Genomic DNA, 24,820 nt, shown 5'->3' with positions numbered 1-24,820 from the left:
ATGATTTAGTTAGGGTTGACAGTGAAGACAAAGGGTTTGGAGGCACTGTTGCCGCTGTTGTCCCTGACCATGACGGTGAGGCTGTAGCTGCCGGACGGACGGGGCCACCCGCTCAGGGTGAGAGTATTTGCGGCCCCCCATGTTGAGGAACTGGTGTTGGCAAATGTGCCGGTGTTCCAGCCTAATCCAACGGCAGGAGCCGACGCAATGCCCCTGGGCAATTGTTTTGATAGTATCCGCCACTCATACCCACCTGTACCGCCATCCGGCGTGAAAGCCGCCAGATACTGGGTCGAATAGTTTCCAAAAGGTACTTCGTTGTTGATGATCTTAAGCTGTCCGCCCTGGCAGCCCATCTTGCTGCGCAGTTCGTCCAACGTTACCCAGCGGACGATGTCGTCGCTGGTTCTGGCATCGACTGTTATTTTCCCGGCTGCACTGGCTTTGGTGCCCAGGAGAATGGTGCTGCCGGAAGTAACATTGATTCCGTCGAGTTTTGCCGTTACCGTTCCATTGGTGTTTAATGTTGTCTGCACGGAGGCATCGCTCCCTGCGCTGAGGAGGACAAATGCCACGTTGGGAATGGTTGCGGCCGGATCAAGCGTCTGGAGTGTAAGTGTTGTCGTGCGTCTGCCGCAGATGGTGTCTTTGGTGAGGGATGCGGGGGAAACGGCATTAAGGTTGGGGTCGTACAGATAAAGTATGTCGCGGCCCCAGGCATCTTGGGGGTTTTTCACTGTTGAGGTAAAAGTTGCACCGGAAGGAAGATTGTTGCTCCCGGCGGCATAGCTGGTCAGCGACTGTGATGCCCCCTCCAGGGTTTCCTTGCTCTCCCGCACCTTGATGGCCGATGTCAGCACCCCAACCATGCTGGACCCCATGCCAACTAAAAGGCCGACGATGATCATGACGATGGCCAGCTCCACCAGAGTGAAACCATTGGTGTTACGCATGGGGGCGATAACCTGTGTTTCAGTTTTATCTGGCCGATGCAGTTGGGTCATTTCAATCCTCTTGGCGGGCTGCCGAAACAAAAAGCATCTATGCGGCGTGTCTCAGATCCATCAAAATCACTCCGGAACAATTGCCCAGACATTACCATACATCAACAATCGGCGACAAGCGCTTCAGTCATTTCTTAGGCAGTCCTGGACTGGACTTCAGGGAGAAAACTCACGTTTTAAACTGTCGTGCAATGCGTACAGCCTCCGCCACTCCGGATTGTCCAGCGGATGTTTCTTTCCGCCCGAGAGAGGCTTTGACAGGCTAGCGTCCAAGACTTCGTACGCCTCGCGCCTCAGGCCATCCCTGCAGAGAATCTCGGCCAAGTCATTGACGTATCTCACCGGTGCTCTGCCGGCTTTCTGGATAATCCGGAACTGCTCCAGAGCCTCCGCCGGTTTTCCAGACCGGGAGAGGGCAGCCATGTAGAGTACCCGCGACTTGATATGGCCCGGCGACTGTCGGACCGTGTCCGCGAACAGGGGCACGTTGTGTTGCCAAACGCACGCACGCCCAAAGGTGGCCAGGGACGCCAGGGGAATGAGCACCAGACAGAGCGCCACGCCTGCCATGCGAAGGAACGGGCGCTGAACAGCGCAGAAACCGACTGCCAGGGCGGCGATCCAGAAGGCCGACGAGATGTAGATGTACCGTTCGGCATAGGGGGTCCAGGCGATTTCAGCGTGCACCAGCGGCAGGGCCGGCAGGAGCAGGGCCAGGCCGGACAGGAACAGAATCGCAGCCCGGGAGCGCCAGGCACAGAGAAAAACCACCAGGATCAGAACCGCAATTCCGGCGAAAAGGTATCCCGGCGCGATATCGGTAATGGCAAAGTTGAGTGGCAGGGGCAGGAAGAATTTCCTGATGTAGAAGGCCAGTGCGCCGCTGAAAAGGGTTATTGAGTTATCGAGGTCAAGGGATGTGATCAGAATGGTGCGGCTGAGCGTGGAATGGAAGTCGCCCGCTCCGAGGCTCCGACCCAGCTTCACCAGGCAGGGAATCGCTGCGGATACTCCGATTACCAGCGCCGCCAGAAGGGCAAACGTCCGGCGTGAGAGTGGCTGTCGGCGGGGCTTGTGGTGGAATACGAACAGTCCGAGGGTGATGCTCAGGAACAGGACCGGCCAGAACGACAGCAGCAGTCCGGCCAGCAGAAAACAGAGGGCAACGGCGGCCAGGAGACCCAACCGCTCCAGCCGGGAAAAGCGCCGGTACAGCTCGCCAAGCGTATGGGTGCGGGAATCGTACGGTTCGGCCAGAAACAAGGGGAGCGTCAGCAGAAAACCCCAGGCGACCTCCTTGGTCATGATTCCCAGTGCCAGCATCGGCAGGGCAAACAGGAGCAGGCGGTTGTCACGGTTGCGCTGCCGGGCCACGAGCGCGATGCCGGCGCCGAGCAGGCAACTTCCGGCAAGCAGGTCCGTTCGGCCGGAGATCCAGCTCACCGATTCGGTAGCGATCGGGTGCACCGCCAACAGGAGCGCGCCGAGCAGGGGGACAAAATGATTGGAACCGGCCCGATCCGGGAGAGAAAGCCTGATCAGCCAGAACAGCAGGACAACGTTCAGCATATGGAAAAGAACGTTTTCCGCATGCATGGCGTACGGTGCAGCATTCCAGAAGGTCTGGTCAAACCAGTAGCTGAGTCCGATCAGGGGGCGGTAGTAGGTGAAATGGGCAGAATTCGGAAACAGGAGGCTTTTCAGGTCGAGCCGGCCACCCCCCTGCAGCCACTCCAACAGGGCTACGTCGTCCAGCAGGCACGGTTCCGCCCAGAAAGCGGGACTGTAGATCACTACCACGATAATGCAGAGCAGCAGGTGTTGGATGAACGGATAATGGAGTCTATTATGTTTCATGGGGGCGTCTAAAGCGCGTCTGCAACACGAGTCCACTGAACCTTTGTAATGCCCAAAAAAAGGGGAGGCATGAGCCTCCCCCTCCCCCTCATGGAGACTTGCGGCCTGCATCTACTTGATCTGGTATGCGAGCCCTTTTAAAGTGTTGCTGCTGTTTAGCCAATCGGCATTCGAGGCTGAGGTGGTTACACCGGTAATCTTAGCCTGTTGTGCGGTCGCTGATGCCCCCGTCAACCCTAGAATCGTCCCGTTGATTGCATCGGCTTTACCGTCGATAGAGGTGTCAAAGCTCTCAAAGAACTTCAGGGCGGTTGCATCACTGGAATTGGTCGGGGTGTAGGTGCCGTTGCAAGTATCATCTTTGCAAACGGCCAGATAATTTTTCCCATTGCCATTCCCTAGCTTTGCATAGAATGTGACACCACCGATGGAAAAGGAGGTCTCTGGCGGTGAGGAAAAGCTGGCGCTATTGATATCATCCAAGGGGGTGAGGGTGTCACTACTTGCAATTATCCCATCCCTGTCGCTGTCGCCCGGATATCTCCCCTTCCTGTCATAAAAGGTGTTGATCGCAATCTGCCATGCCTGAAGCTTGCTGGCAAACTGCTTTGCCTTTGCATTCTCCACCAGATCCTGCCCCTTGACCACCGCGCCGATGATCACGCCGATGATCACCAGAACGATCGCCATTTCGATCAGCGTGAAGCCCTGATTGTTGCCGAACTTCCTCTTTGCCGGATTCAATGCTTTCATTCTTTTTCGCTCCTTTCGTTCGTGTTGCGGTTAGAGTTGACGATGACGTGTCTGTTGATGGCGTATTTTAATGAGAATAGGAAGGGCCGACACTATCATTTCTGTGTCACGTCTGTCCATAGCTAATCCACTCTACTCTTCCAGTCTCATGAGCCTGTCCCTGGCCTCTCGCTTCAGGGCGGGATCGACGTTCTTCTGCAACATGATCGCCTTGTAGGCAGTGATGGCCTCGCTCTTGTTGCCTTTCTGGTCGTTTATCCTGCCTATGCCGTACAGGGCTTGCGGCTCACCCAATGCAGCCCCCCTGCGGTAGGACTCCAGCGCCTTGTCCAGGTTGCCGGCCCGCTCCTGCATGACGCCCAGGTTGAGGAGCAGGCTTTTGTTGCCCGGATCGGCCGCAGAAGCGGCACTGAAAAACTTCAGCGCATCCTTGTCGTTGCCCTGGGATGAACAGGCAATGGCCGCATTCACCAGGGCCGGAATGTAATCGTGCTTGCGGGCCAATGCCCGGCGGGCCTCCCGTTCGCCGTCGGCGTACATGCCCAGCTTGTTGTAGGCAGCGGCGCTATTGCTCATGATTCGGTAATTGTCGGGATCGATCTCCAGCGCCGAGCGATAACTGGCCAGAGCGCCCCGCCAGTCACCGGCCTGCTCCGATGAGCGCGCCGCATACAGCAGGGCGCCTCGGGCATCCGTGTCAGCCTTGCCCGGTGTTTCCTCCCCCTTTTTGACCGCAGGCGCTGGTGCAGCGGAAAGCAGCTTCTCCTGATGCTGAACTGTGCGATTACGGGGGATTGCGGCCGCCACGGGCCGCGGACCGGCTTTTCTGGCAGAGGGCTGCTGTTTGGGGGCGTTACTGCTTGCAACCGATGTGATTGGAGGATTGGTGGGGGCGGGGTTTCTAGCCGGCTCCGCAACGCCCGCCGGCGCGGTACCAGCTGCCTGGTTGCCGATTGCCTGAGCTGCTGCAGCGGCCTTCTGCGCCTCTTCAACAATCTGTTCCGGTGCGTTGGACGGGGATGTTCTGGACGGGAGCGGCATCTTTACCGGCTGAGGCATTGTAACTGCAGTTTTGACATTCAGAAGCAGTGAAAGGCGCTTGATCTGGGTGGGGAGAAACAAGCCTACCAGGATTGAAACCACGGCAAGCAGCGACATGATGACGAACCGCTTTTTCTGACGGGAAGGCGCGGCACCATCCTTTTGTGCACGCACAAGGGTAGGAGGCACACCCTTTCCGTCAAGGGGATCGGCCTTTTTTGTCTTTGAAAGCAGGTCAGCCAGAACGCTCATGTATCCACCAAGCAGTATTATTTCGGATCCGTATCGATAACCGATACCCACAGTGATGAAACCGGCGGGCGGGGCCGGTCTTTTCCTGGCGGCTCGATGGTGCCGGCCGGCGGTGCTTTGGCCGTGCTCCCCTTCAGGAGCTGGCGGTAAATCTTCCAGGAATAGGCAGCCTGTTTATGGCGGCTGGCCGCATTGTAACAACCGATCGCCTGCCAGTTTTCACCGTGGCGGTCGAGGCATCCGCGCAACACAAAGGCGCCTGCCATCACGTTGTAGCAGGGGTTGCCGAGCAGCTCCCCGGTCGTGGTCCCTAACGTTTTCAGCCAGAAACTGTTGATCTGCATCAGTCCGTAGTCCGCACTACCGTTTTTATTGCGGTTGATGGCAGCGGGATTCAGGTTCGATTCCACCTGCGCTATACTCTGCAACAGTTGCGGATTGATTCCGTACTCCCTTCCTGCGGCATCGAAGCAGAATGCTCGTGCCGTCGACGGAAGCAGCAGAACCGGCAGCAGAAACAGGAGCGCCCGTTCTTTTATCATGCCGGAACGATATTTAAAATTTAAAAATATCAAATCGATCCTTTTGGTGGTATTTGGCCACATGTACGCGGGTCAGGGGCGACTTGCGCTGCTTCTGGCGGCTTGTACGGGCTGCCTGCCGGACGAGATCCTGCCTGCCGCCAGTGCCGCCGGATTGCCCGGCGACGGAAGCGCTACGGCATTTGCCCGTTCAGGAGGTGTCTGGCCCGATGCGGCGGGGCGGTTGGAGCCGAAGTCGAAATAGTATCCGATCCACCCCGCAGCGACGAGTACCAGAGCCCCCATGACCATCGCTACCGTACGCGCCGGTGAACTTATTTTTCGCGGATTGGCGGAAAACAGGCCCCCCTTTTTCCTGCGTCCCCTGGGCGGAGCATCCTCCCGCTCATTCTTTTCCTGTGCCAGGACATCCGCGGCCCCTTTTCGGACGTGCGTCACCGTGACCTCCTTGCTTTCATCCAGAAAAGCGGACATCAGTGCACGGGTCGCGATCATGTTGATCTTTCGAGGCTTGCCGCCGGACATCTCAAAGATCAGGTCCTTGGCTTTCTGGTTCAGGGGACCGCTGTTGCCGGCGCGGAGCAGCCTGATGCCGATGTAGTCGGCAGTCTCTTCCCTGTTCAGCGGCTCGAGCTTGACGCGCACCGTGATGCGCTGATTCAGCTGTCTGAGCGACGGGCTCGCGAGCTTTGTTCCCAGCTCCGGCTGGCCGATCAGGATGATCTGCAGCAGTTTTTCCTTTTCCGTCTCAAGGTTCGAGAGCAGCCGCAGTTCTTCAAGTGTGGAGTCGGGCAACTGCTGGGCCTCGTCCACGATGATGGCCACCCGGCGGTCGTTGGCGGCGTGCATCAGCAGGAAGTCTCGGAAAGCTTTCAGCAGGTCGTTTTTGCTGGTGCTCAAAAACGGGATCTTGAAGTCTTCCAGCACCGCCAGGAAGAATTCTTCCGGGGAGAGCCGCGGGGTCATAATCAGGGCGATCTCGGCGCGGTCCTTCCATTTTTCGACGAACAGGCGCATCAGGGTGGTCTTGCCGGTACCCGGCTCGCCCGTCAGAATGCAGAACCCCTCCTTCTCCTTGAAGCAATATTCCAGCGACAGCAGCGCAGTGGAGTGTTCCGGCGAGTTGTAGTAGTAATCGATATCCGGCGTGAGACGGAACGGATCGTCGTTCAGGTTGAAAAAATCGAGATAATTGGATGACATCCTCGGGTTGTTCCTTCTGCTGGTCTTATTTGCCCATCTTTGATACCAGATCGTAGATCGGCAGCATCAATCCCATGATTATGACGGCGAACAGCGCGCCTATCACGAGCATTACCAGTGGTTCTATCAGTTTGCCCAGGCTTTCGGTGGCGTCGTTCAGCTTTTTGGCATAGTAGCCGGAGAGGAACCTGAGCTGCGTGTCCAGGGTGCCGCTGGTTTCGCCGATGCTGATCATACGCAACACCAAGTTCGGAAAGATCTCCTGCTCCTTCAGCGATTCCGATATCAGACTGCCGTTCAGGATGTTTTCCTTGGCCTTCAACAGCCGTACCGCGAAATATTCGTTGCCCAGGGACGGGATCAGCAGATCGAAAAGCCGGTCCATGGCAATGCCGGCTGCCACCAGTATGCCGAATTGCTCTGCAAAGGAAGCGAGCAGCTTGTTGTACACGATCAATCTGACAATGGGTATTTTGATAGCAGCCCAGTCCCGGTAGTAGCGCGCTTTTTTGTTTTTTCCCAACAGGTAGAATGCGATAGGCAAAAGGAGCAGCGCCAGCAGCATCGTGCCCCAGTGGGCCTGAAACAGCGCGCTGACTGATATCAGGGCCCGGGTGAGGGCCGGCAGCTTGACACCCATGCCGGTCATGGTGCCGGTCAGCTTCGGCAGCACGAACGCCAGCCAGAATACCAGTGCCGAGAGTGTGGTCGTGATGGCAAAGGCCGGATACATCAAGGCCTTCTTGATGGCATCCGCCAGATGTTGGACCCGCAGCAGGTGGTCAGCCGCTTCCTGCAGGCTGGCATCCAATCGCCCAGTGCCCTCACCCACCGTTATCAGCGTCTTCAGCGTGCCGGGAAAGATAGGGCCCTGTGCCGCCAGGGCACCCGAAACCGAACCTCCCTGCTCCACCTTCTGCCTGATGTCCTGGATAGCCGACCTGAGAGCCTTGTTGGAAGTGGATGCTATTATGTCCTCCAGGCAGGTCAGGATCGGCAGCCCGGCTTTCAACATGACCGCAAGACTCTGGGCGAATTCGATGACCTCCATCCGTTTGACCTGAAACGAGGCCATCGTTTTGTGGAGCCATCCCAATTGGCTGGAGGTTGCCTTGATGGAAATGAGGTAGAGCCCCTTGGCAACGACGTCGCGTGAGGCAGTGTCGAGATCGTCCGATTCGAGCGTCCCCTTGACCATCTGACCATTGGCATCGACCGCGCTGTAGGCGAAAAAACTCATCCGCACACCCGTTGTATCTCCTGAAGGGTGGTGTGGCCGGCGGCGGCTCTTCTCAGGCCATCCACCATCAGTGGCGCCATGCCCCCCCTGACCGCGGCCTGATATATCGTGCCGGTTGAGGCTCCGGCGTAGATCATCTCCCTGATCTCGGGTTTGATGATCATGATTTCCGCAATGGAAGTTCTGCCCGCATATCCGCTGCCGCCGCACTGTTCGCAGCCTGCTCCACGATATGCTGTCTCGATATCCAGGCCAGCTCTTTTGAACATGGCCTTCTCCGCTTCGGAAACAGTATAGGACTCCCTGCAGTGCAGGCAGATCCTGCGGGCCAAACGCTGCGCCACGACCGCCAGCAGTGACGAGGAGAGCAGCAGCTTGTCCATGCCCAGATCGAGCAGGCGGGGAATGGAGGTGACGGCGTCATTGGTGTGCAGGGTGGAGAGCACCAGGTGTCCGGTAATGGAGGCGCGGACGGCAATCTGGGCGGTTTCCGAGTCGCGGATCTCCCCCAGGAGCATGACATCCGGGTCCTGGCGCATGAAGGTGCGGGCCGAGGAGGCAAACGTGTAGCCCGCCTTTTCGTTGACTTCGGTCTGGCGAACGAAGTTCAGGCGGTACTCGACCGGATCTTCAACGGTGATGACGTTGCGTTCCAGCAGATCGATATCCCGCAGGCAGGAGTACAGCGTGGTGGTCTTGCCGCTGCCTGTCGGGCCGGTGATCAGGATGATGCCGTGCGACTTGTTGAACAGGCTGCGCATGGTTGCCACCAAGCTTTCGTTCAGACCGAGCTGCGCCATGCTGAGCAGCGAACCGCTGGTGGAGAGGACGCGGATAACGATGTTCTCGCCATAGATCGACGGCACGGTGGAGATACGCAGATCATACCGCTTGTTCAGGAAATCGAGGGTATAGGCGCCGTCCTGAGGCAGGCGCTGCTCGGCGATGTCCAGGTGGGCCATGATTTTGATGCGCGAGGCCAGCGGGCTCTGGAATGCGCGCGGCAGGCAATGGCCATAGGTCAGCACGCCGTCGATGCGGAAAAAGACGTGCAGTACCTCTTTTGAGGGGGTCAGATGGATGTCGGTCGCCTTCTTCCGGATGCCGTTCATCAGGAGCAGATCGGTCAGCTCGGGGATGATCGAGCTCTGGACGGCGGCGCCACTCTTCAGGTTGGAGGAGATCTCCTCCAGCCGTTGCTGCACGGGGTGCTCAACAAAGTAGTAGGCGCTTTCAATGCTGTCACCGTAGGCGTCCTGGTCCACGAGGTAGACTTTGGGCGTGTTTCCGGTAAGCTGGCGGACGGTATCCACGGCCACGATGTTGCTGGGGTTGGTGACGCCGATGGAGAGAATGTCCTCTTTGATTTCGAGCGGAATGAAGCCGCTCTTGCGGGCCGTTTCCTTGGGGACCAGCCGCAGCGCTTCATCGGCAATGCTGAAACCGCGCAGGTCGATGTACTCCACTCCGGACTGATGGGCAATGGTTTCGGCGAATTCCCGCGCCGTAACGAAACCGAGGGAAATCAGCGTATCGCCCAGTATCGCGCCGGTGACGCGCTGCTGGATCAGGGCGATCTTGAGCTGCTTCTCGGTGAGCATCCCCTTGGAGATCAGGAGGTCGCCTATGCGTATCGGAGCCGCTGCCATGAAGGTTACGCCTTTCGTTCAGTATGCTGTCGGGTATGGAGCATCGAACGCGTTTGCGCCTTTGCTGCACTCCCGCAACTGTTCTATGCTACTGCTGCCAACCGTTTTCGCTGCTTACGACCTGGGGCCGCAGGAGCAGCACCAGTTCCGAACGTGCCTCGCTGTTCTTGACGCGGGTGAAAAGTTTGCCGAGCAGGGGAATGTCGCCAATAATGGGCACCTTCTCGTCATGGGTGGTGGTTTTCCTCGCGATCAGGCCGCCGATGATCACCAATTGGCCATCCTGCATCTTTACGGTAGTGGTCATCTCTCGCAGGTCGACCGTCGGAATCGAGATGGTTGTCTGGTTACCGATCGATCCCACGGCTTTCTCATCGAGACTCACCAGGTCCGAGGTTATCGGTGTGACATTCAGGGAAATTTCCCCATTGTCGGAAATGTAGGGGACAATGCCGATGATCATCCCGGAGAGGATGCTGCCGGTGTCTACGCTGAAGGTGGTAAGCGGCGTGGCGCCGCTGGTGGCGGTGGTGGTGGAGGTTACCTTGGAGATGTAGCTGGTGTTCCGGCCGACGGTCAGTATCGATGCATGGCCGTTCATGACGTTGACCTTCGGGTTCGAAAGGGTCTTGACATCCCCCTGCGTCTTCAGGGCCGTCAGAAGTGCCTGAAAATTGGCCCGGCTGAGCCCGACCTGGAACTGGGATGCCCCGGCAGCAGCATCGGTGGCTGCCGTGAAGCTGCGGGTGGCGATGTTCAGCGCTCCGAAACCGGCGTTGACCGGCCCTCCCAGGGCTTTCACATTGTCCAGGAACGACCAGTCGATACCGAAGTTCAGCCCTTCGTTGAGCTGTACTTCGATGATCCTGGCCTCGATCATCACCTGCCTGCTGAGTACTTTCCGAAGGTTGTCAAGATACCGCTCCACCCGTTCCATTCCTTTGCGGGTGGCAGTGACCATGATCGTACCGGTCAGCCGGTTGATGGTGACGGTCTGTTGCGGTCCCCCCGATACTGCCGATCCGCGGTCGACAGTGCCGGTGCTGTTCGGTACGGACGGTTTGTTGTCTGCCGGCCGAGCTGCTGAACCATCCTTTTTGCCAAGTATGTTGTCCAGGGACTTTTCCAGGGATTCCCAGAAGTCGTGCGCCTTGACATCGGCCTTGCTGCTGGTTGTGACCGCTCCCTTGACGTTGCTGGAGCCGGAGCTGCTACCCGACGCAGTCACCAAGGCCCCGCCGAGAATATCCCCTCCCAGGTCCATGGTGTAGTTGTTTACCAGCGCCGGGTGCCCCAGCTCGAAAACCCTGGTGGATACCGCTTCGACCTTCAGCACATTGCCCTGTACCGTATAGAAGCAGTCCACACTGGAAAAGATGCTTTTCAGTGCCTCCTGCGCCGAGACGTTACGCAGGCTGAGCGTTACCGGCTGGTCGAGCGCCACATCACGGTCTATCAGGAGATTCAGGCCGCTCGCTTCGGCCAGCACGTGCAGCACATCTCCCAGGGCGCTGTTCCTGACCACGATGTTCACCATCCTGGTCTTGATCGGCACAATCTCCTCGGTGGGAGGGACGAACTCAGGGGGACGGTACGCTTTCGCCGGAGCAGGAGCGTCGTAACGGGGGATGTTTTCCTTGATCAGCGATTCGCGCGAATCCACGGCGTACTGCTGGGAGGAACAGCCGGATGCCATGAACGGCAAAGCCGTGCAGAGCAGTCGGGCGAGCTTTGTCAGAACTGGTTTCACTCGATGGAGAGCCATAAATCCTTTCCGGCAATTCTTGCAAGTACCTTTGACTTTTCAATTTTTACGATCGTGTGCCCGTTGACGACTGCCCCTTCCCGAAGTACCTGTCCGTCGATGATGGCCATTCTTGATCCGTTGTCGCTGTAGATCATGGAGAGGTGTGGGCCGGGCGCCTGTTTGGCTGTTTCAGCCGACTTGGTCCCGTCCGCTTTCGGTAGGGGGCCCGGCGGGAAGGCTGCCGGAGTTGCCTGATCGGGCTTTGGCGGGCGGATCGGATTTTCTGCCCCGTGGTACGTGGTGGCATCTGAAAGCCGTGCCACGACCAGCGGCTGGCTGGAGAATTTCAGCACCTCCTCTTCCGTTCGGGTCAGGCCGTTGCCCCGCGTTTTCCAGAGAAGAACGGTAGCAGGAAGAGTCAGACCGACAATCGGAACCAGCAGCATGGCAGCCATGCTCTTGTTGAGGCTCATGGCTTGACTCCCTCCAGGGAGGTGATCCTGCCGCTGATGTCGCAGACCACGGCGCCTTTCCCCTGCTGCTCCTTTTGTGAAATGGTGACCGAGTCCACCGAGGTGAAGGGAAAGACATTGCGCTGCAACTGGCTGATCGTGTCGAGCAGGGTGCTGTAATCCCGGTTGGTGAAGCTCAGCGTATAGGTCAGGGACGCATTGCCGTCGTTTTTCTCGATGGCACCGAAAACGGTGTTGTCAGGCCTGTAACGGGCCTGTATCTCGTCGAGCCGGGAATAGATCTGGCCGGCCGGGGTGGTTTTGACGGCTTCCCCGCTATAGTGCGATCTGAGGAGTGCCAGTGCAGTGCGATAATCCCGAGCCGCCGTTTCGATCCTCTGCAAACCTTCCGTGGCGCGTACCAGTTCCTTCTGCTGTTTGTCGAGCGCTCTGCGTTCCCGCTCCTGAAGGGCGCATACCGTGGAAATGACCAGAAAAAGGATGGTCACAAGCACGAAATTTATTTTGGGTGTTGTAAGGCTGGTATGGTAACGGTTCACTTGGACTGTCCCGTGCCGCCGTTGAAGCGGGCTTCGATGACGAAGCTCTTTTTGTTGATGTCCAGGGAGCTTGAGGCGATCGAATAGCCGGGAATCCTGACCAGCCGGGCCAGCGCCTCCTCATAGGCTCTCTGGGTTTCGCCCAGGTTGCCGGAGCGGAAGTCTCCTTCCAGGTGCAAGCCGATGAATCCGTCTCCCTTCTGGGTAGCCACCTGTCTCAGCGTGCATGCCGGCGAATTGAAGCGTGAAAGTGTGGCCAGGGCCGCCGCGGGGTTTATGGCAGCGCAGAGCCTGTTCAGGCTTTCAATGGGGCGGCCGCACTGTTTTGCTTCGCTCTCCAGCGTTCGGTAGGCAGCCAGTTCTTTATCGGCCCTGACCAGTTGCCCCCGTGTGGTGCCGATCGCCGATTTCAGGTCCGTAATTGCCGTGCGCTGCGTATAGGCCAGGCAGCCAAGCAGCACGGAGAGCAGAACCATAACCGCTATGGCTATGGTGTAATGGGTCTTTTCTATCTTGAAAGCGGTATACTCGGGCGGAGTGATGTCGCTCAGCGCGGGTGCGATTGTATGATGCAGGGCAGCGGCCAACGGAGCAATATAGCTTTCCGCCAGTTCCGGGGAAATGGCCGCCAGGGAGGGGAGAGGGGAGACGCGGAGCGGGATGCCGACCGTGCCGGACGGCTCGGAGGACGGTTCGCACAGGTTGACCAGCAGTGCTTCCGAAGGGCGGACCCTGAGAGACTGGAAACAGTAATCAATGGTCATGTTGATGTTGTGTATGTCGGCCGAGCGCAGTTCGGCATCGCTGGAAGGGATCTTGCGGATAAAGGCGAGTTCTCCCTGCAGGCTCAGCAGGATCATTTTTTCATTCGGCAACGAAGCGACGATCAGACGCGTCGTGTCCGGATCATCCGGGCAGGAGGCGGCAGCCAGCCTGAAAATGGGGTAGGGTGCGGCATAGATGGTGGAGATTGTTTTCCCGCACCGGTTGAACAGGGATATACTTTCAGAGAGGGATTCGTCGGTATAGCTGAAGACAGCCACCTTGTTCATGATAACGCCATCGACGGTGGCCTCGCCGACGATGCGGTGGAAAAAGGTGAAATCCTGCAGGTCGGGAAGCGCTTTCCGTACTTCCAGCGGGATCAGGCTTTCGTAATGTTTGGAAGCGGCAGGAGGGAAATTGAAGGTGTTCTGATAGAAAAGGTCGGGATTGCAGCAGATGATGCAGGTCTTGGTCCGGCAGGACGTCAGGTATGCTTCCAGTTGTTCGCGCGGAAAAGTCCCGTATTCATGTACGGCAGTGACCATGCCATCCGAAACGGATGCATTTACAACCTGAACCACGGAGTCATCAAGGTAAAAGGAAAGCACATCGCTCATAAAACCGAACTACCTTTACCCTGCGGCCAGAGCCGAGTTGATCCGGCCGATTCATGTGCGTAACGGAGACCCAAAACCATGATTCCTTTTACGGGAGAGCCCAATGTAAACTTTAGTGTACAAAAGTGGTGTTATCCTACAGAAGTATGAGTATAGTTGCAAGAAGTCAATGCCTTTGTACGGCGTGTTTGAGCCGGATTATTGGACTCTGTTCCTCCTGGGAGGAACCTATCACGGGGCGTATCACGATGCCTCTGTTTCGGGGGAAACCATGAAGAAGTTCGTACTGCTGGTAGTGCCGGCCATGATGCTCATCGCAGGGAGCACCCTGTCGATAGCGCAGGAACCGGGGCAGAGCAGGCTGGATCCGGCCAAGGCCGAGGCATCGCGCAAGTATCCGCGGATCACGCTCTATTCGGTCGCCTGGTGCCCTCATTGCCGTGAGGCCAAGGAGTATTTCACCAAAAACAATATCCCCTTCGTCAATAGGGACGTGGAGCAGGATGCCGGGGCGATGGCGGAGCTGACCGGAAAGTACAAGAGTCAGGGAGTGCCGGTAATAGTCATCGGCAGCGGGAAGGATGAAGTAGTGGTAAAGGGCTTCAACCCGGAATCGTTCCAGGAGTCTCTGCGAAAGGCCCAAGGGAAACGGTAGGCCGGTCTGCGGCACGACGGTCAGGTTCACAGTCCCTGATACGTTACCCTCTCCTGCAACTGCTGCACCTGACGATGTTTATCGGGGGCTCCGGCGCCCCTTGTCTTTCTCCCGGTTTGTGCGGGGGGGCGGTGTCCGTTTCACGGAATTACTCCGCTGAACCGTTGCCGGCGCGGGAAGGGCGAGCTTCCGTACCTCGTCATCGGTGAGATGACGAAATTCCCCCGGCTTCAAAGTTCCCACCGTCAAGGTTCCGTAGCGCACCCTCTTGAGCCGCACCACCGAAAGGCTGACCGCCTCGCACATGCGCCGCACCTGCCGGTTGCGCCCCTCGTGAATCGTTATCGAAAGCCAGTCGTTCTGCTCGCCCGATTTGACCAAGCTCACCACGGCCGGCGCCGTTTTTCGTTCGTCGATCACCACTCCGCCGGCAAGCTGGTCGAGCTGGCTCTGGTGCACCTTGCCGCGTACCCGGATATGGTATTCCTTGACGACCTCGTGGCGCGGATGCATCAGCTTGTTGGCCCACTCCCCGTCATTGGTCAGCAACAGCAGCCCTTCGGTATTGTAGTCCAGCCGCCCCACCGGATACACCCGCTCACCCACATCCTTCAACAGGTCGGTGATTACCGGCCGCCCCTCGGGGTCGTCCAGGGTGGTCATATAGCCGACAGGCTTGTTGAGCAGGATATACAAACGCTTGGCAGCAAAGCGGAGCGGTTTGCCGTCCACGGCGATACGGTCGCTGACAGGGTCCGCCTTGCTGCCCAGTTCCGTGACAACCGTATTGTTGACCGTGACCCGGCCGGCCAGGATCAACTCCTCGGCGGCCCGGCGCGAGGTGATGCCGGCCTGTGAAATCAGTTTTTGCAGACGTTCTTGCATGAAGATCAGCCCCCTGTCCTGGTTACCGCGTGTGCCCCAAGTTTAATGCCGGGCCGGTGCTTGCCCGGAGAGCCTAAACACAAAAGGGGCAGAGATTTAACTCCGCCCCTTGGTATTCGGCTCCAACCGAGTCTACTCTGCGCAGCGGGTCATGGCCCGGAATTTCTCGTATCGTTTCTCCACCAGTTCTTCCGGCGACAGAGCTTTCAATTCGTCCAGGTGGCGGGCAATGGCCGCCTTGAGATTGGCTGCCGTGGCCTCGTGGTCGCGGTGAGCGCCTCCCATCGGCTCGGGCACGATCTCGTCGATGACACCCAGTTTGATGATATCCTTGGCGGTCGGCTTGAGGGCCTCGGCAGCCTGAGCTCCCTTGGTGCCGTCGGACCAGAGGATGGCGGCGCACCCTTCCGGAGAGATGACGGCATAGACCGAATGCTCCAACATCAGGATGCGGTCGCCGACCGCGATGGCCAGAGCCCCTCCTGAGCCCCCTTCACCGGTGATGCAGACCACGATGGGAGTCTGCAAGCTGGCCATTTCGCGCAGGTTGCGGGCAATGGCCTCTGCCTGACCGCGCTCTTCGGCCCCGATGCCGGGATAGGCGCCCGGGGTATCGACGAAGGTGATCACCGGCAGCTTGAACTGCTCGGCCATCTGCATCAGGCGCAACGCCTTGCGATAGCCTTCGGGATTGGGCATGCCGAAGTTGCGGTAGACCTTCTCCTTGGTGTCGCGCCCTTTCTGGTGGCCGATCACCACTACCGGCTGGCCGTCGAAACGGGCCAGGCCGCCGACTATGGCGTGGTCATCGCCGAAATTACGGTCGCCATGCAGCTCGGTGAACTCGGTGAACATCAGATTGATGTAGTCCAGCGTAAAGGGACGGTTGATGTGGCGTGCCACCTGTGCGGTCTGCCAGCGGGAGAGATTCGAGAAAATCTCCGCGCGCATCTGCTCGACGCGTCCCTGCAGTGCAGCTACGTCGGAGCCGATATCCAGTCCGTCAAGCGCCAGCCGGTTCAGCTCATCGATCTTCTTTTCCAAATCGGCGATAGGTTTTTCAAAGTCCATATACACAGGGGTTGCCATGATGACACCTCAATTTAGTTTCTGTCACAGAGACTCGGAGAAAAACGAAAATGAAATTTAACAAGGATAAACAAGTTACCCACGACAAACCGATGCCTGCTTGATCGGTTTTATTCGGCAGCTATCCTGTTCATCCCAGTTAAATAGAGGTTTATCCGCGTCTCGGCGCCTCTGCGGCAGATTTTGATATTTTTATTCTCACTCAAAAGTCGCGGCATTATAGCCGAACAATCGCTCTACTTCCAGTCTTAAATCGTCGCTGGCAGCTACGTTCAGATCGGGAGAAAGCGGCAGGGTGGAGCGGCTGCGTTCCGGGATCAGGAACTGGATGCAGGCCGGCACACTGCCGGGATGGCGCGAGATGATCTCCTTGAAGGTGTCGAGCCGGTCTGCCGGTGTCTCGTCCAGCCGAAGCGTGAACAGCACCCGTTTGGTGGTCTGGGAGCGTGCTTCGCTCAGGAGCTTGATGTCGCCGGCAGGACCGCGGTTCTTCTGCTGCCATTCGCTGCCCCCCTCTTTGGCTGCCTGTACCAGAATTTTAGCCCCTTTCTCGCCCCGCTCAAGCTTGCCGGTGATCAGCAGGGGGTCGTCGGATTTCAGCAGACTGACCGCTGTCGTGTAGATATCCGAGAAGACCGTTATCTCGACCGAACCGGTCAGGTCTTCGATGGTGACGAAGCCCATCCGGTCCCCTTTTTTGGTGATTATCTCCTTCAGGCTGGAGACGATGCCGCAGACGCGCACCTCGCTGCCGTCGGCCTGTTCGGTCAGCCTGGCAATTTCGCTGCTGGCCAGCCGCTTGATGTCGTCGATGTAGCGGTCGAGCGGGTGGCCGGTAATCAGGAAGCCGAGGGCCTCCTTCTCGAAGGCCAGCTTCTGCTTGTCGTGCCACTCCGCTGCATTGGGCAGTTTCATGCCGCCATTGCCGTTGCTCTTGACCACCTCGGCGGTCCCAAACAGGGAAACCTGGGCGCTGGCCTTTTCCTCCTGTATCTTCTGGCCGTAGGACATGGCCGCTTCCAGCCCCTCCATCAGTGCTGCGCGATGGGCCTTGGTGGAGTCGAAGGCGCCGCACTTGATCAGCGCCTCCAGCACCTTTTTGTTGGCGCGTCGCATGTCGATCCGTTCGCAGAAGTCGAAGATATCCTTGAACGGCTCATCACCGCGGGCCTCCAGAATCGCCTCCACGGCCCCGGTACCGACCCCTTTGACCGCTCCCAGACCGAAGCGCATCGAGTGGCCCACCACGGTGAAGGAGAGCCCGGACTTGTTGATATCGGGTGGCAGCACTTCGATGCCCTGTTCACGGCAGTCGGCGATGTTCTTGATGACCTTGTCGGTGCTGTCCATATCGCAGGTCAAAAGCGCCGCCATGAACTCCACCGGGTAATGGGCCTTGAGATAGGCGGTCTGGTAGGCGATCAGGGCATAGGCGGCCGAGTGCGACTTGTTGAAGCCGTACTCGGCGAACTTGGCCATCTGGTCGAAGATAGCCTCGGCCTTTTTGGGGTCGAGACCCTGGGCCTTGGCCCCCTCCAGGAAAGGCTCCTTTTCCTTGGCCATGACCAGGGGGTCCTTCTTGCCCATGGCGCGGCGCAGCAGGTCGGCGCGCCCCAGCGAATAGCCGGCCAGGGTACGGGAGATCTGCATGACCTGCTCCTGGTAGACGATGACCCCGTAGGTGTCCTTCAGGATCGGCTCCAGTTGCGGCAGATCGTAGACCACCTTCTGGCGGCCATGCTTGCGCTCGATGAAGTCGTCCACCATGCCGCAGCCCAGCGGACCGGGACGGTACAGGGCGCAGGCCGCGATGACATCCTCGAAGCAGGAGGGCTTGAGCTTGACCAGCATCTCCTTCATGCCGCTCGATTCGAGCTGGAAGATGCCGGTGGTGTTACCGGCGGTGATCAGGTCGTAACTGGCCTGGTCGTCGTCCCTGAGGCGGGTGATGTCGAAGTCAGGGTTCTTCTCCTTGACCAGCCGCACGGCATTCTGGATCACGGTCAGGTTCTTGAGTCCCAGGAAGTCGAACTTCACCAGTCCGACCATCTCGACATATTTCATGGAGTACTGGGTGTTGATCGATCCGGTTTTCTGGTCCTTGTAGACCGGCAGGTACTCCTCCATCTGGTTGGGGGCCACCACTACGCCGGCGGCGTGGGTCGAGGCGTGCCGGGTCAACCCTTCCAGGCACAGGGCCGTATCCAGCAGATCCTTCACCTGCGGGTCGGCGTCGGCCAGTTCCTTCAGTTGCGGCTCCTGCTTGATGGCCTTCTCCAGCGTCATCTTCAGGTCATCCGGCACCAGCTTGGCGATCCTGTCCACGTCGCCGTAGGCCATATTCAGAGCCCGTCCCACGTCGCGCACCACGGCCTTGGCCTTCATGGTACCGAAGGTGATGATCTGGCAGACCCGCTCGCGGCCGTACTTTTCGACAACGTACTGGATGACCTCCTCGCGGCGGTCCTGGCAGAAGTCGACGTCGATATCGGGCATGGAGATACGTTCGGGATTGAGGAAACGCTCGAACAGCAGATTGTAGGGCAGGGGGTCCAGGTCGGTGATCTTGATGGCGTAGGCCACCAGAGAACCGGCGGCGGAGCCCCTGCCCGGACCGACCGGGATGCCCTTGTTCTTGGCCCAGGTGATGAAGTCGGACACGATCAGGAAGTAGGCCGGGAACTTCATGGCGCGGATGCAGTCCAGTTCTATCCGCAGGCGGTCGAAGTAGGACTGCTGCTGTTCCAGGCTCATGTCCGGGTACTTGGCCAGGATGGTACTCATCCGCTCCTTGAGCCCTTCGGTGGCCAGCTGTTCCAGCATGTCGTCGTGGTTCTGGCCCGGAGGGGGTTCGAAGTGCGGGAAATAGTATTCCTTCTCCAGCGGCAATTCGATGTTGCAGCGCTCGGCAATGGCCACCGTATTGGCGATGGCCTGGGGGGCGTAGCTGAAGGCGGCCGCCATCTCCCCCGGGGTCTTGACGTAGAACTCGTCGGCCGAAAACTTCATGTGGGTCGGGTCGCTCATGGTCTTGCCAGTCTGGATGCAGAGCAGCACTTCATGGGCGCGGGCGTCCTCGCGGTTCAGGTAATGACAGTCGTTGGTCGCCACCAGCGGCAGGTTCAGCTCGGTTGCCACCTCCAGCAGGCGCTTGTTGACGACATCCTGCTCCGGCAGGGTGTTCTCCTGCAGCTCGATGTAATAACGCCCGGGAAACAGCTCGCTGTACCAGCGTGCCGTCTCCAGCGCCTCATCCATCCGGCCGCGGCCGCACTGCATGGCCACCTCGCCCTTCAGGCAGGCCGACAACGCGATCAGCCCCTCGGCATGCTTTTCCAGCAACTCGCGATCGATGCGGGGGCGGTAATAGAAGCCCTCCTTGTAGCCGGCCGAGGTCAGGTAGGAGAGGTTCTTGTAACCGACCAGGTTCTCGCACAGGAGCACCAGGTGGTAGGCTGCGTCGGAGATGCCCTTGGAATCCCTGGCAAAGCGCGAGTCCGGGGCCAGGTACACCTCGCAGCCGATGATCGGCTTGATGCCCGCCTTCTTGCACTTGAGGTAGAATTCGACCGCACCGAACATGTTACCGTGGTCGGTGATCGCCACGGCAGGCATGTTGTGGGCCTTGGCCTTGGCGATCAGGTCTTCCAGGCGGATGGCGCCATCCAACAGCGAATACTGGGTATGGAGATGGAGATGGACAAAGGGGGGGGCGGAGCCGGTATCGCTCGCGACGCTGCTGTTGGGGGTTTCCATGGGGGTTACTGCCTCCTGCAATTCAATGAAGGCTGAATTATGCCTCAGGGCAAGATGTGGTGTCAAGGGAATGGAGCCGACCCTATATTTTGTGCGTTGCAACGGAGATTTCGGGAGAAGTATCGATGTAGAACCTGCAGGGAATCAGCACCGTGCCACATTACAACAGCAGTACTAAATTACGTGATCGGTTTTTTCAGGAGTGAAAGCGAGCTGCAAGAGTCAGCAAAGCTTAAATAGGCTGATTTCAACTGCCTGATAGATATTTGGCCTAAATATCGTGTTATTTGTCATTGTGCCATACAGGGTATCACGTTAGGCTTACAACATGAAACGTTGTGACGTGTGCACACCTGCCAAGAACTCAAAATCACGACTTGTGACGATGGTCGCCTATGAGGGGGCCGAGGTTCTGGATATAACCGGACCGTTGGATGTGTTCGCCCTTGCAAACGACATCCATAAGGAGAATGGCGGCACGGAGCCCCTCTATCGTATCGAAACAGCGGCCAGGGCAAAAAATGACATAATAGTCACCTCGTCCGGAATCAGACTTCTGGCCGATAAGGCTTGGTGCGATTGTTCCGGCATGGATACGCTCCTTGTGGCGGGCGGCCCGTCGGCGGAACTGGCACCGGCTGACCTGGTGGATTGGCTGCGCCAGGCAGCCACCGGTGTGCGACGGGTCGGGTCGATCTGCACCGGCGCATTCATCCTGGCACGGGCAGGGCTACTGGATGGCCGCCGGGCAACAACCCATTGGAGCAGAGCAGAGGAACTCCGCCGTTTTTATCCGCATGTCGATGTCAATGAAGATGCCATTCATACCAAGGATGGTTCGATTTACACCTCGGCCGGGATAACGGCAGGGATTGATCTGGCGCTGGCACTCCTGGAGGAAGATCATGGCCGGACACTGGCACTGAGCGTAGCGCGGGTGATGGTGTTGTATTTCAAGCGGCATGGTGGACAATCCCAGTTCAGCACGTCCCTTTCAGCCCAGTTCCGCGAAGGCGGCTCCCTGGCTCCGACCATACAGTGGATACGCGACAATTACCGGGGCAGCCTGGACAACGAAACCCTGGCCGCGCACGCTGCCATGAGCCTGCGCAATTTTGCCCGAGTCTTCAGGCGCGAAGTCGGTGCGACGCCTGCCCGATTCATCGAACAAATTCGCCTTGAAGCAGCGGTCAAGCTCCTTGAGGAAACCTGCCAGTCAATGGAAACCGTCGCCCGGGATTGCGGCTTCCAGTCCGGCGAACACTTCAGGCTGACATTTGCCCGCCGCTTCGGGATTAGCCCCGGCCAGTACCGGGACAGATTCCGGTCGGAGACCGGATAACATCAGACCAGGGAGAGTCCTATGAAACAACTCACTATGCGAAGCATCATGCTATGCCTCCTTATCCTGTCGCTGCTTGCATCGGCGTTACCCGTCATCGCCGGTGAGAATAGATCGCCTGCAGCGCAAGAGCCTTTGATTGATTTGCAGCCCACGCCGGCACTCACACAGAAAACTATCGGAGTACTGATTTTTCCCGGCTTTGAAATGCTGGATGCCTATGGCCCCATGGAGATGTGGGGAAACCTCAAGCATATACCGGCAAAGGTATGGGGAGGCGCAGAGAAGAAAACCGGCGTACGGATTGTCACGATCTCCGCTAAACGGGGCGAAGTCCCCTCAAATCAGGGACCGAAAACCATAGCCGAATTCGGGTATGACGATGCCCCGCAGTTAGACTACCTGCTGGTACCCGGCGGGTTGGGAATCATTCCGCTGTTGCAGGACCACGCAACAATTACTTGGCTTCGGACGCGGGTAGGGAAAGCGGAACTTGTCATGTCGGTCTGCAACGGTGCATCGCTTCTGGCCGCTGCCGGCATCCTGGACAACCGCCTCGCCACCACAAACAAGATGTTCTGGAATAACTCCGTCAAGCCTGGGCCGAAAGTAAAGTGGGTCAAGAAAGCAAGGTGGATAGACGATGGCACAATTGTCACATCGTCGGGCATCTCGGCAGGTATGGATATGAGCCTGGCGGTCATCGGGCGGCTGTATGGCAAGGATGTCGCTGCCTGGCTGGAGCGATTCACCGAATACAGCGCGCATCGTGACCCGGCATGGGACCCGTTTGCCGTAAAAGCCGGGCTGGTGGAGTGAGTAGCGGCATTCGGACAGGGGCCGATATCGCTCAAAACCGTTTACCCGCACGGGTTGGGTGATGGTGGGAGGGCGGCGCTCCGATTCTGGCTGGAAAGCCCGCTTTTGGCGGGCTTTTTTCGTTGGCTGGGAACTGTGGGAAATTTTTCGAAGACCAGATCCTATGAGCCTCCACGCATCAAGACCAAGAAGGGGGATTGCCACAGTACCGGCCTTTTTGACATCGGGCTCAATTAGGCTAGGGTTTAAATAATACTAATTTCTGTGCCGGAGGCTGCCATGAACGTGCGCGAGAAGACTATGCTGCTTTCCCCCGCCTGGCTCCTTACCGCTGTCATCACCTTTGTTTTCGGCTTTTCCATCCTGATCTACCTGGCGGTCAGGACCGGCACCGACCAGCCTCCCATCCCCCGGGAAGTGCGGGCCGCAGATGGAGCACTGCTGTATACCGGCGAGGACATCCTGGCCGGCCAGCATCTCTTTCAGAAGTACGGTCTGATGCAGTACGGCACGCTGTTCGGCCATGGGGCCTATCTGGGCCCGGACTTCACTGCCCAGTACCTGCACAAGAGCGGCGAGAAAGCACTTGCTTACTACTCCGGGCAAAGGCTGTCGCCGGCCGAGGCTGCCGAAACGGTGCGGCGGGAGGCACGGACCAACGCCTACGACAGCGGCAGCTCGGTCCTGGTGTTTTCGCCGGGTCAAGCCGCTGCCTACCGCCAGATGCTTCCGTTCTACCGCGAGTGGTTCGGCCCGCCTGAAACGCAACAGGGTTTGCGGCGGCCTCACCTGAAGGACCCCGAGGATGTCCGCAGGATCACCGCCTACTTCTCGTGGGCCGCCTGGCTGAGTGCTGCCCAGCGTCCCGGCACCGACCACTCCTACACGAATAATTGGCCCCCCGATGAGCTGGCCGGCAACCGGCCGACCCCGGGCGCCCTCATGTGGAGCGTTCTCAGCTTGGTGGCGCTCTTGGGAGGATCGGGCATCATCCTGTTCATCTCCGGCCGCTACCAGTGGCTCGGCTGGCATGCCGCGGACGAACCGCCGGCCGGCGCGGGGCGCGCCCCGGAAGAGGTTGCGCTGACGCCATCCCAGCGGACCGTGGCCTGGTACTTCCTGGTCGTGGCGGGCCTGTTTCTCTGCCAGGGGCTTCTCGGCGGAATCAACGCCCACTACCACGTGGAACGGGCTGGCTTCTACGGGCTGTCTCTGGCCGAGATGCTTCCCTATAACCTGTCCCGGATGTGGCATGTGCAACTGGCGCTCTTTTTCGTGGCCTCCAGTTTTCTGGCCATGGGCATCTTCATGACCCCCATGGTCGCGGGGCATGAGCCCCGCCATCAGGATAAGCTGGCCCTGATCCTTCTGGGAGCGCTGACCGTGGTGGTGGTCGGCAGCATGGCAGGGGAGGCGGGCAGCCTCAAGGGATTGATTCCAGGCGAAGCGTGGTTCTGGATCGGGTCCCAGGGATGGGAGTATCTCGACCTGGGACGGCTCTGGCAGATCCTGCTGACCGCGGGGATGGTCATCTGGCTGGTGATCCTGATGCGCGGCATGAAGGAACGGCTGAAAGGTGAACATCCCGGCAACCTGCCGTGGCTGTTCATTTACAGCGCCATTTCCATACCGCTTTTCTACGCAGCCGGCATGCTGTACGGAAAAAACACCAGCTTTGTCCAGACGGAATTCTGGCGGTTCTGGGTGGTGCACCTCTGGGTAGAGGATTTCCTGGAACTGTTCACCACCATCATGGTGGCCTACGTGTTCGTGCTGCTGAGGGTCGTGCGGGTGAGGGTGGCGACCACCATCGTCTATCTCGACATTATCCTCTATTCGATCGGCGGGGTGCTCGGCACCATGCATCATCTCTATTTCAGCGGTACGCCGGAGATGCACATGGCCTTTGGTGCGTTTTTCTCCGCCATGGAGGTCGTGCCGCTGTTGCTCTTGACCTACGAGGCCTGGAACTTCATGCGCTTGGGCGCCCGGACCGGTACCTCCATGCTGAGCACCACCGGAGCCATGTTCCCGCACAAGTGGGCGGTGATGTTCCTGATAGCGGTCGGTTTCTGGAACTTCCTGGGGGCCGGGGTGTTCGGGTTCCTGATCAACCTGCCGATCGTCAGCTATTACGAGATCGGCACCCAATGGACCGCCAACCACGGCCATGGGGCCATGATGGGGGTCTACGGCATGCTGTCCCTGGGCTTCTTCATGTTCGTGGCGCGCTACTTCCTGCCCCTGGATAAAGCCAGCAACCGCGCCATGGGGCTGGCCTTCTGGTGCACCAACCTGGGGCTGGCCTGGATGCTGTTCGTCAACCTGTTCCCGGTGGGCATGATCCAGCTGAACAAGATCCTGGCCACCTCCTACTGGCAGGGGCGCGAACCGGAGTTCTTCAACCAGCCGCTGGTGCGTCTGTTCGAGTGGCTGCGCCTGCCGGGCGACCTGCTCTTCATCTTGGGAATACTGCCGGTGGTGTACCTGGCGCTGCGGATGTTCGCCAATCGCAAGCGTCCCGAGCTGCCCCGGATCGAGGCATGAGGGCAGGGGCGCGATCACCTGCAATAAAAAAACGGGAGCGATGTC

19 protein-coding genes are annotated in these 24,820 nt (G+C 58.7%); 4 read left to right on the top strand and 15 right to left on the bottom strand.

Going from position 1 to position 24,820, the window contains the following annotated elements; genetic code table 11:
* Nucleotides 1–5 precede the first annotated feature (5 nt).
* The 12 genes from GSVR_RS15060 to GSVR_RS15005 all read right to left on the bottom strand — a co-directional run bounded on the left by GSVR_RS15060 (nucleotide 6) and on the right by GSVR_RS15005 (nucleotide 13,610).
* Nucleotides 6–953, bottom strand: a complete 948-nt coding sequence (locus GSVR_RS15060; RefSeq protein WP_173200896.1) for a prepilin-type N-terminal cleavage/methylation domain-containing protein — start codon at nucleotides 951–953, stop codon at nucleotides 6–8.
* Nucleotides 954–1,160: 207 nt separating this feature from the next.
* Complete coding sequence (locus GSVR_RS15055) at nucleotides 1,161–2,861, bottom strand: hypothetical protein (protein WP_173200898.1); 1,701 nt, start codon at nucleotides 2,859–2,861, stop codon at nucleotides 1,161–1,163.
* A 111-nt stretch (nucleotides 2,862–2,972) separates the two neighbouring features.
* The gene (locus GSVR_RS15050) at nucleotides 2,973–3,614 is read right to left on the bottom strand and encodes a type II secretion system protein (RefSeq protein WP_173200900.1); all 642 of its coding nucleotides are present in this window, start codon (nucleotides 3,612–3,614) and stop codon (nucleotides 2,973–2,975) included.
* Nucleotides 3,615–3,746: 132 nt separating this feature from the next.
* On the bottom strand, nucleotides 3,747–4,907 hold the full coding sequence (locus tag GSVR_RS15045; RefSeq protein WP_173200902.1) for a tetratricopeptide repeat protein: 1,161 nt from the start codon (nucleotides 4,905–4,907) through the stop codon (nucleotides 3,747–3,749).
* Nucleotides 4,908–4,924: 17 nt separating this feature from the next.
* Complete coding sequence (locus GSVR_RS15040; RefSeq protein ID WP_173200904.1) at nucleotides 4,925–5,449, bottom strand: lytic transglycosylase domain-containing protein; 525 nt, start codon at nucleotides 5,447–5,449, stop codon at nucleotides 4,925–4,927.
* A 72-nt stretch (nucleotides 5,450–5,521) separates the two neighbouring features.
* Nucleotides 5,522–6,652: an ExeA family protein gene (locus GSVR_RS15035; RefSeq protein ID WP_173200906.1), complete on the bottom strand. Its 1,131-nt coding sequence runs from the start codon at nucleotides 6,650–6,652 to the stop codon at nucleotides 5,522–5,524.
* A 25-nt stretch (nucleotides 6,653–6,677) separates the two neighbouring features.
* Entirely contained in the window at nucleotides 6,678–7,892 is a 1,215-nt protein-coding gene (locus GSVR_RS15030; RefSeq protein ID WP_239077549.1) for a type II secretion system F family protein, read from the bottom strand.
* Nucleotides 7,889–9,541 carry a GspE/PulE family protein gene (locus GSVR_RS15025; RefSeq protein ID WP_173200911.1) on the bottom strand — a complete coding sequence of 551 codons (1,653 nt, stop codon included), beginning with the start codon at nucleotides 9,539–9,541 and terminating at the stop codon, nucleotides 7,889–7,891. Before GSVR_RS15025 ends, GSVR_RS15030 begins: the two co-directional genes overlap by 4 nt.
* 88 nt (nucleotides 9,542–9,629) lie before the next feature.
* The gene (mshL, locus tag GSVR_RS15020; RefSeq protein WP_173200913.1) at nucleotides 9,630–11,306 is read right to left on the bottom strand and encodes a pilus (MSHA type) biogenesis protein MshL; all 1,677 of its coding nucleotides are present in this window, start codon (nucleotides 11,304–11,306) and stop codon (nucleotides 9,630–9,632) included.
* Nucleotides 11,288–11,761, bottom strand: a complete 474-nt coding sequence (locus GSVR_RS15015) for a hypothetical protein (protein ID WP_173200915.1) — start codon at nucleotides 11,759–11,761, stop codon at nucleotides 11,288–11,290. Before GSVR_RS15015 ends, mshL begins: the two co-directional genes overlap by 19 nt.
* Entirely contained in the window at nucleotides 11,758–12,300 is a 543-nt protein-coding gene (locus GSVR_RS15010) for a hypothetical protein (RefSeq protein ID WP_173200917.1), read from the bottom strand. Before GSVR_RS15010 ends, GSVR_RS15015 begins: the two co-directional genes overlap by 4 nt.
* On the bottom strand, nucleotides 12,297–13,610 hold the full coding sequence (locus GSVR_RS15005) for a hypothetical protein (RefSeq protein WP_203978688.1): 1,314 nt from the start codon (nucleotides 13,608–13,610) through the stop codon (nucleotides 12,297–12,299). Before GSVR_RS15005 ends, GSVR_RS15010 begins: the two co-directional genes overlap by 4 nt.
* Before the next feature lie 343 nt (nucleotides 13,611–13,953).
* Between GSVR_RS15005 and GSVR_RS15000 the strand changes: the two genes are divergently transcribed.
* Entirely contained in the window at nucleotides 13,954–14,337 is a 384-nt protein-coding gene (locus GSVR_RS15000) for a glutaredoxin domain-containing protein (RefSeq protein WP_173200921.1), read from the top strand.
* Between the two features lie 78 nt (nucleotides 14,338–14,415).
* Here the strand turns inward: GSVR_RS15000 and GSVR_RS14995 are convergent, their stop codons facing one another.
* The 3 genes from GSVR_RS14995 to dnaE all read right to left on the bottom strand — a co-directional run bounded on the left by GSVR_RS14995 (nucleotide 14,416) and on the right by dnaE (nucleotide 20,067).
* Entirely contained in the window at nucleotides 14,416–15,222 is an 807-nt protein-coding gene (locus GSVR_RS14995; RefSeq protein WP_173200923.1) for a pseudouridine synthase, read from the bottom strand.
* A 132-nt stretch (nucleotides 15,223–15,354) separates the two neighbouring features.
* Nucleotides 15,355–16,311: an acetyl-CoA carboxylase carboxyltransferase subunit alpha gene (locus GSVR_RS14990; RefSeq protein WP_173200925.1), complete on the bottom strand. Its 957-nt coding sequence runs from the start codon at nucleotides 16,309–16,311 to the stop codon at nucleotides 15,355–15,357.
* A gap of 198 nt (nucleotides 16,312–16,509) precedes the next feature.
* Entirely contained in the window at nucleotides 16,510–20,067 is a 3,558-nt protein-coding gene (gene dnaE / locus GSVR_RS14985) for a DNA polymerase III subunit alpha (RefSeq protein ID WP_173200927.1), read from the bottom strand.
* A 328-nt stretch (nucleotides 20,068–20,395) separates the two neighbouring features.
* Here dnaE and GSVR_RS14980 point away from each other — a divergent pair, with 328 nt between their 5' ends.
* The 3 genes from GSVR_RS14980 (at nucleotide 20,396) to GSVR_RS14970 (ending at nucleotide 24,775) form a co-directional block, all read left to right on the top strand.
* Nucleotides 20,396–21,409 (top strand): GlxA family transcriptional regulator, encoded by a 1,014-nt coding sequence (locus GSVR_RS14980; RefSeq protein WP_173200929.1) that lies wholly within the window; start codon nucleotides 20,396–20,398, stop codon nucleotides 21,407–21,409.
* A 21-nt stretch (nucleotides 21,410–21,430) separates the two neighbouring features.
* Nucleotides 21,431–22,228 carry a DJ-1/PfpI family protein gene (locus GSVR_RS14975; RefSeq protein WP_173200931.1) on the top strand — a complete coding sequence of 266 codons (798 nt, stop codon included), beginning with the start codon at nucleotides 21,431–21,433 and terminating at the stop codon, nucleotides 22,226–22,228.
* A 279-nt stretch (nucleotides 22,229–22,507) separates the two neighbouring features.
* A complete protein-coding gene (locus GSVR_RS14970) occupies nucleotides 22,508–24,775 on the top strand; it encodes a nitric-oxide reductase large subunit (protein WP_173200933.1) in 2,268 nt (755 codons plus the stop codon).
* Nucleotides 24,776–24,820: the final 45 nt, after the last annotated feature.

The sequence above is a fragment of the Geobacter sp. SVR genome (assembly GCF_016865365.1).
GTDB lineage: Bacteria > Desulfobacterota > Desulfuromonadia > Geobacterales > Pseudopelobacteraceae > Pelotalea.
This window is presented reverse-complemented; position numbering and strand designations above follow the sequence as displayed.

Excerpts from the sequence above, each read along its gene's own strand:
- dnaE (WP_173200927.1), bottom strand. The coding sequence starts at position 20,067 with ATGGAAACCCCCAACAGCAGCGTCGCGAGCGATACCGGCTCCGCCCCC.
- GSVR_RS14970 (WP_173200933.1), top strand. The coding sequence starts at position 22,508 with ATGAACGTGCGCGAGAAGACTATGCTGCTTTCCCCCGCCTGGCTCCTT.
- GSVR_RS15055 (WP_173200898.1), bottom strand. The coding sequence starts at position 2,861 with ATGAAACATAATAGACTCCATTATCCGTTCATCCAACACCTGCTGCTC.
- GSVR_RS15040 (WP_173200904.1), bottom strand. The coding sequence starts at position 5,449 with ATGATAAAAGAACGGGCGCTCCTGTTTCTGCTGCCGGTTCTGCTGCTT.
- GSVR_RS15050 (WP_173200900.1), bottom strand. The coding sequence starts at position 3,614 with ATGAAAGCATTGAATCCGGCAAAGAGGAAGTTCGGCAACAATCAGGGC.
- GSVR_RS15000 (WP_173200921.1), top strand. The coding sequence starts at position 13,954 with ATGAAGAAGTTCGTACTGCTGGTAGTGCCGGCCATGATGCTCATCGCA.
- GSVR_RS15060 (WP_173200896.1), bottom strand. The coding sequence starts at position 953 with ATGCGTAACACCAATGGTTTCACTCTGGTGGAGCTGGCCATCGTCATG.
- GSVR_RS15045 (WP_173200902.1), bottom strand. The coding sequence starts at position 4,907 with ATGAGCGTTCTGGCTGACCTGCTTTCAAAGACAAAAAAGGCCGATCCC.
- GSVR_RS14995 (WP_173200923.1), bottom strand. The coding sequence starts at position 15,222 with ATGCAAGAACGTCTGCAAAAACTGATTTCACAGGCCGGCATCACCTCG.
- GSVR_RS14975 (WP_173200931.1), top strand. The coding sequence starts at position 21,431 with ATGAAACAACTCACTATGCGAAGCATCATGCTATGCCTCCTTATCCTG.
- mshL (WP_173200913.1), bottom strand. The coding sequence starts at position 11,306 with ATGGCTCTCCATCGAGTGAAACCAGTTCTGACAAAGCTCGCCCGACTG.
- GSVR_RS15015 (WP_173200915.1), bottom strand. The coding sequence starts at position 11,761 with ATGAGCCTCAACAAGAGCATGGCTGCCATGCTGCTGGTTCCGATTGTC.
- GSVR_RS15025 (WP_173200911.1), bottom strand. The coding sequence starts at position 9,541 with ATGGCAGCGGCTCCGATACGCATAGGCGACCTCCTGATCTCCAAGGGG.
- GSVR_RS14980 (WP_173200929.1), top strand. The coding sequence starts at position 20,396 with ATGAAACGTTGTGACGTGTGCACACCTGCCAAGAACTCAAAATCACGA.
- GSVR_RS15030 (WP_239077549.1), bottom strand. The coding sequence starts at position 7,892 with ATGAGTTTTTTCGCCTACAGCGCGGTCGATGCCAATGGTCAGATGGTC.
- GSVR_RS15005 (WP_203978688.1), bottom strand. The coding sequence starts at position 13,610 with ATGGTCACTGCCGTACATGAATACGGGACTTTTCCGCGCGAACAACTG.
- GSVR_RS15035 (WP_173200906.1), bottom strand. The coding sequence starts at position 6,652 with ATGTCATCCAATTATCTCGATTTTTTCAACCTGAACGACGATCCGTTC.
- GSVR_RS14990 (WP_173200925.1), bottom strand. The coding sequence starts at position 16,311 with ATGGCAACCCCTGTGTATATGGACTTTGAAAAACCTATCGCCGATTTG.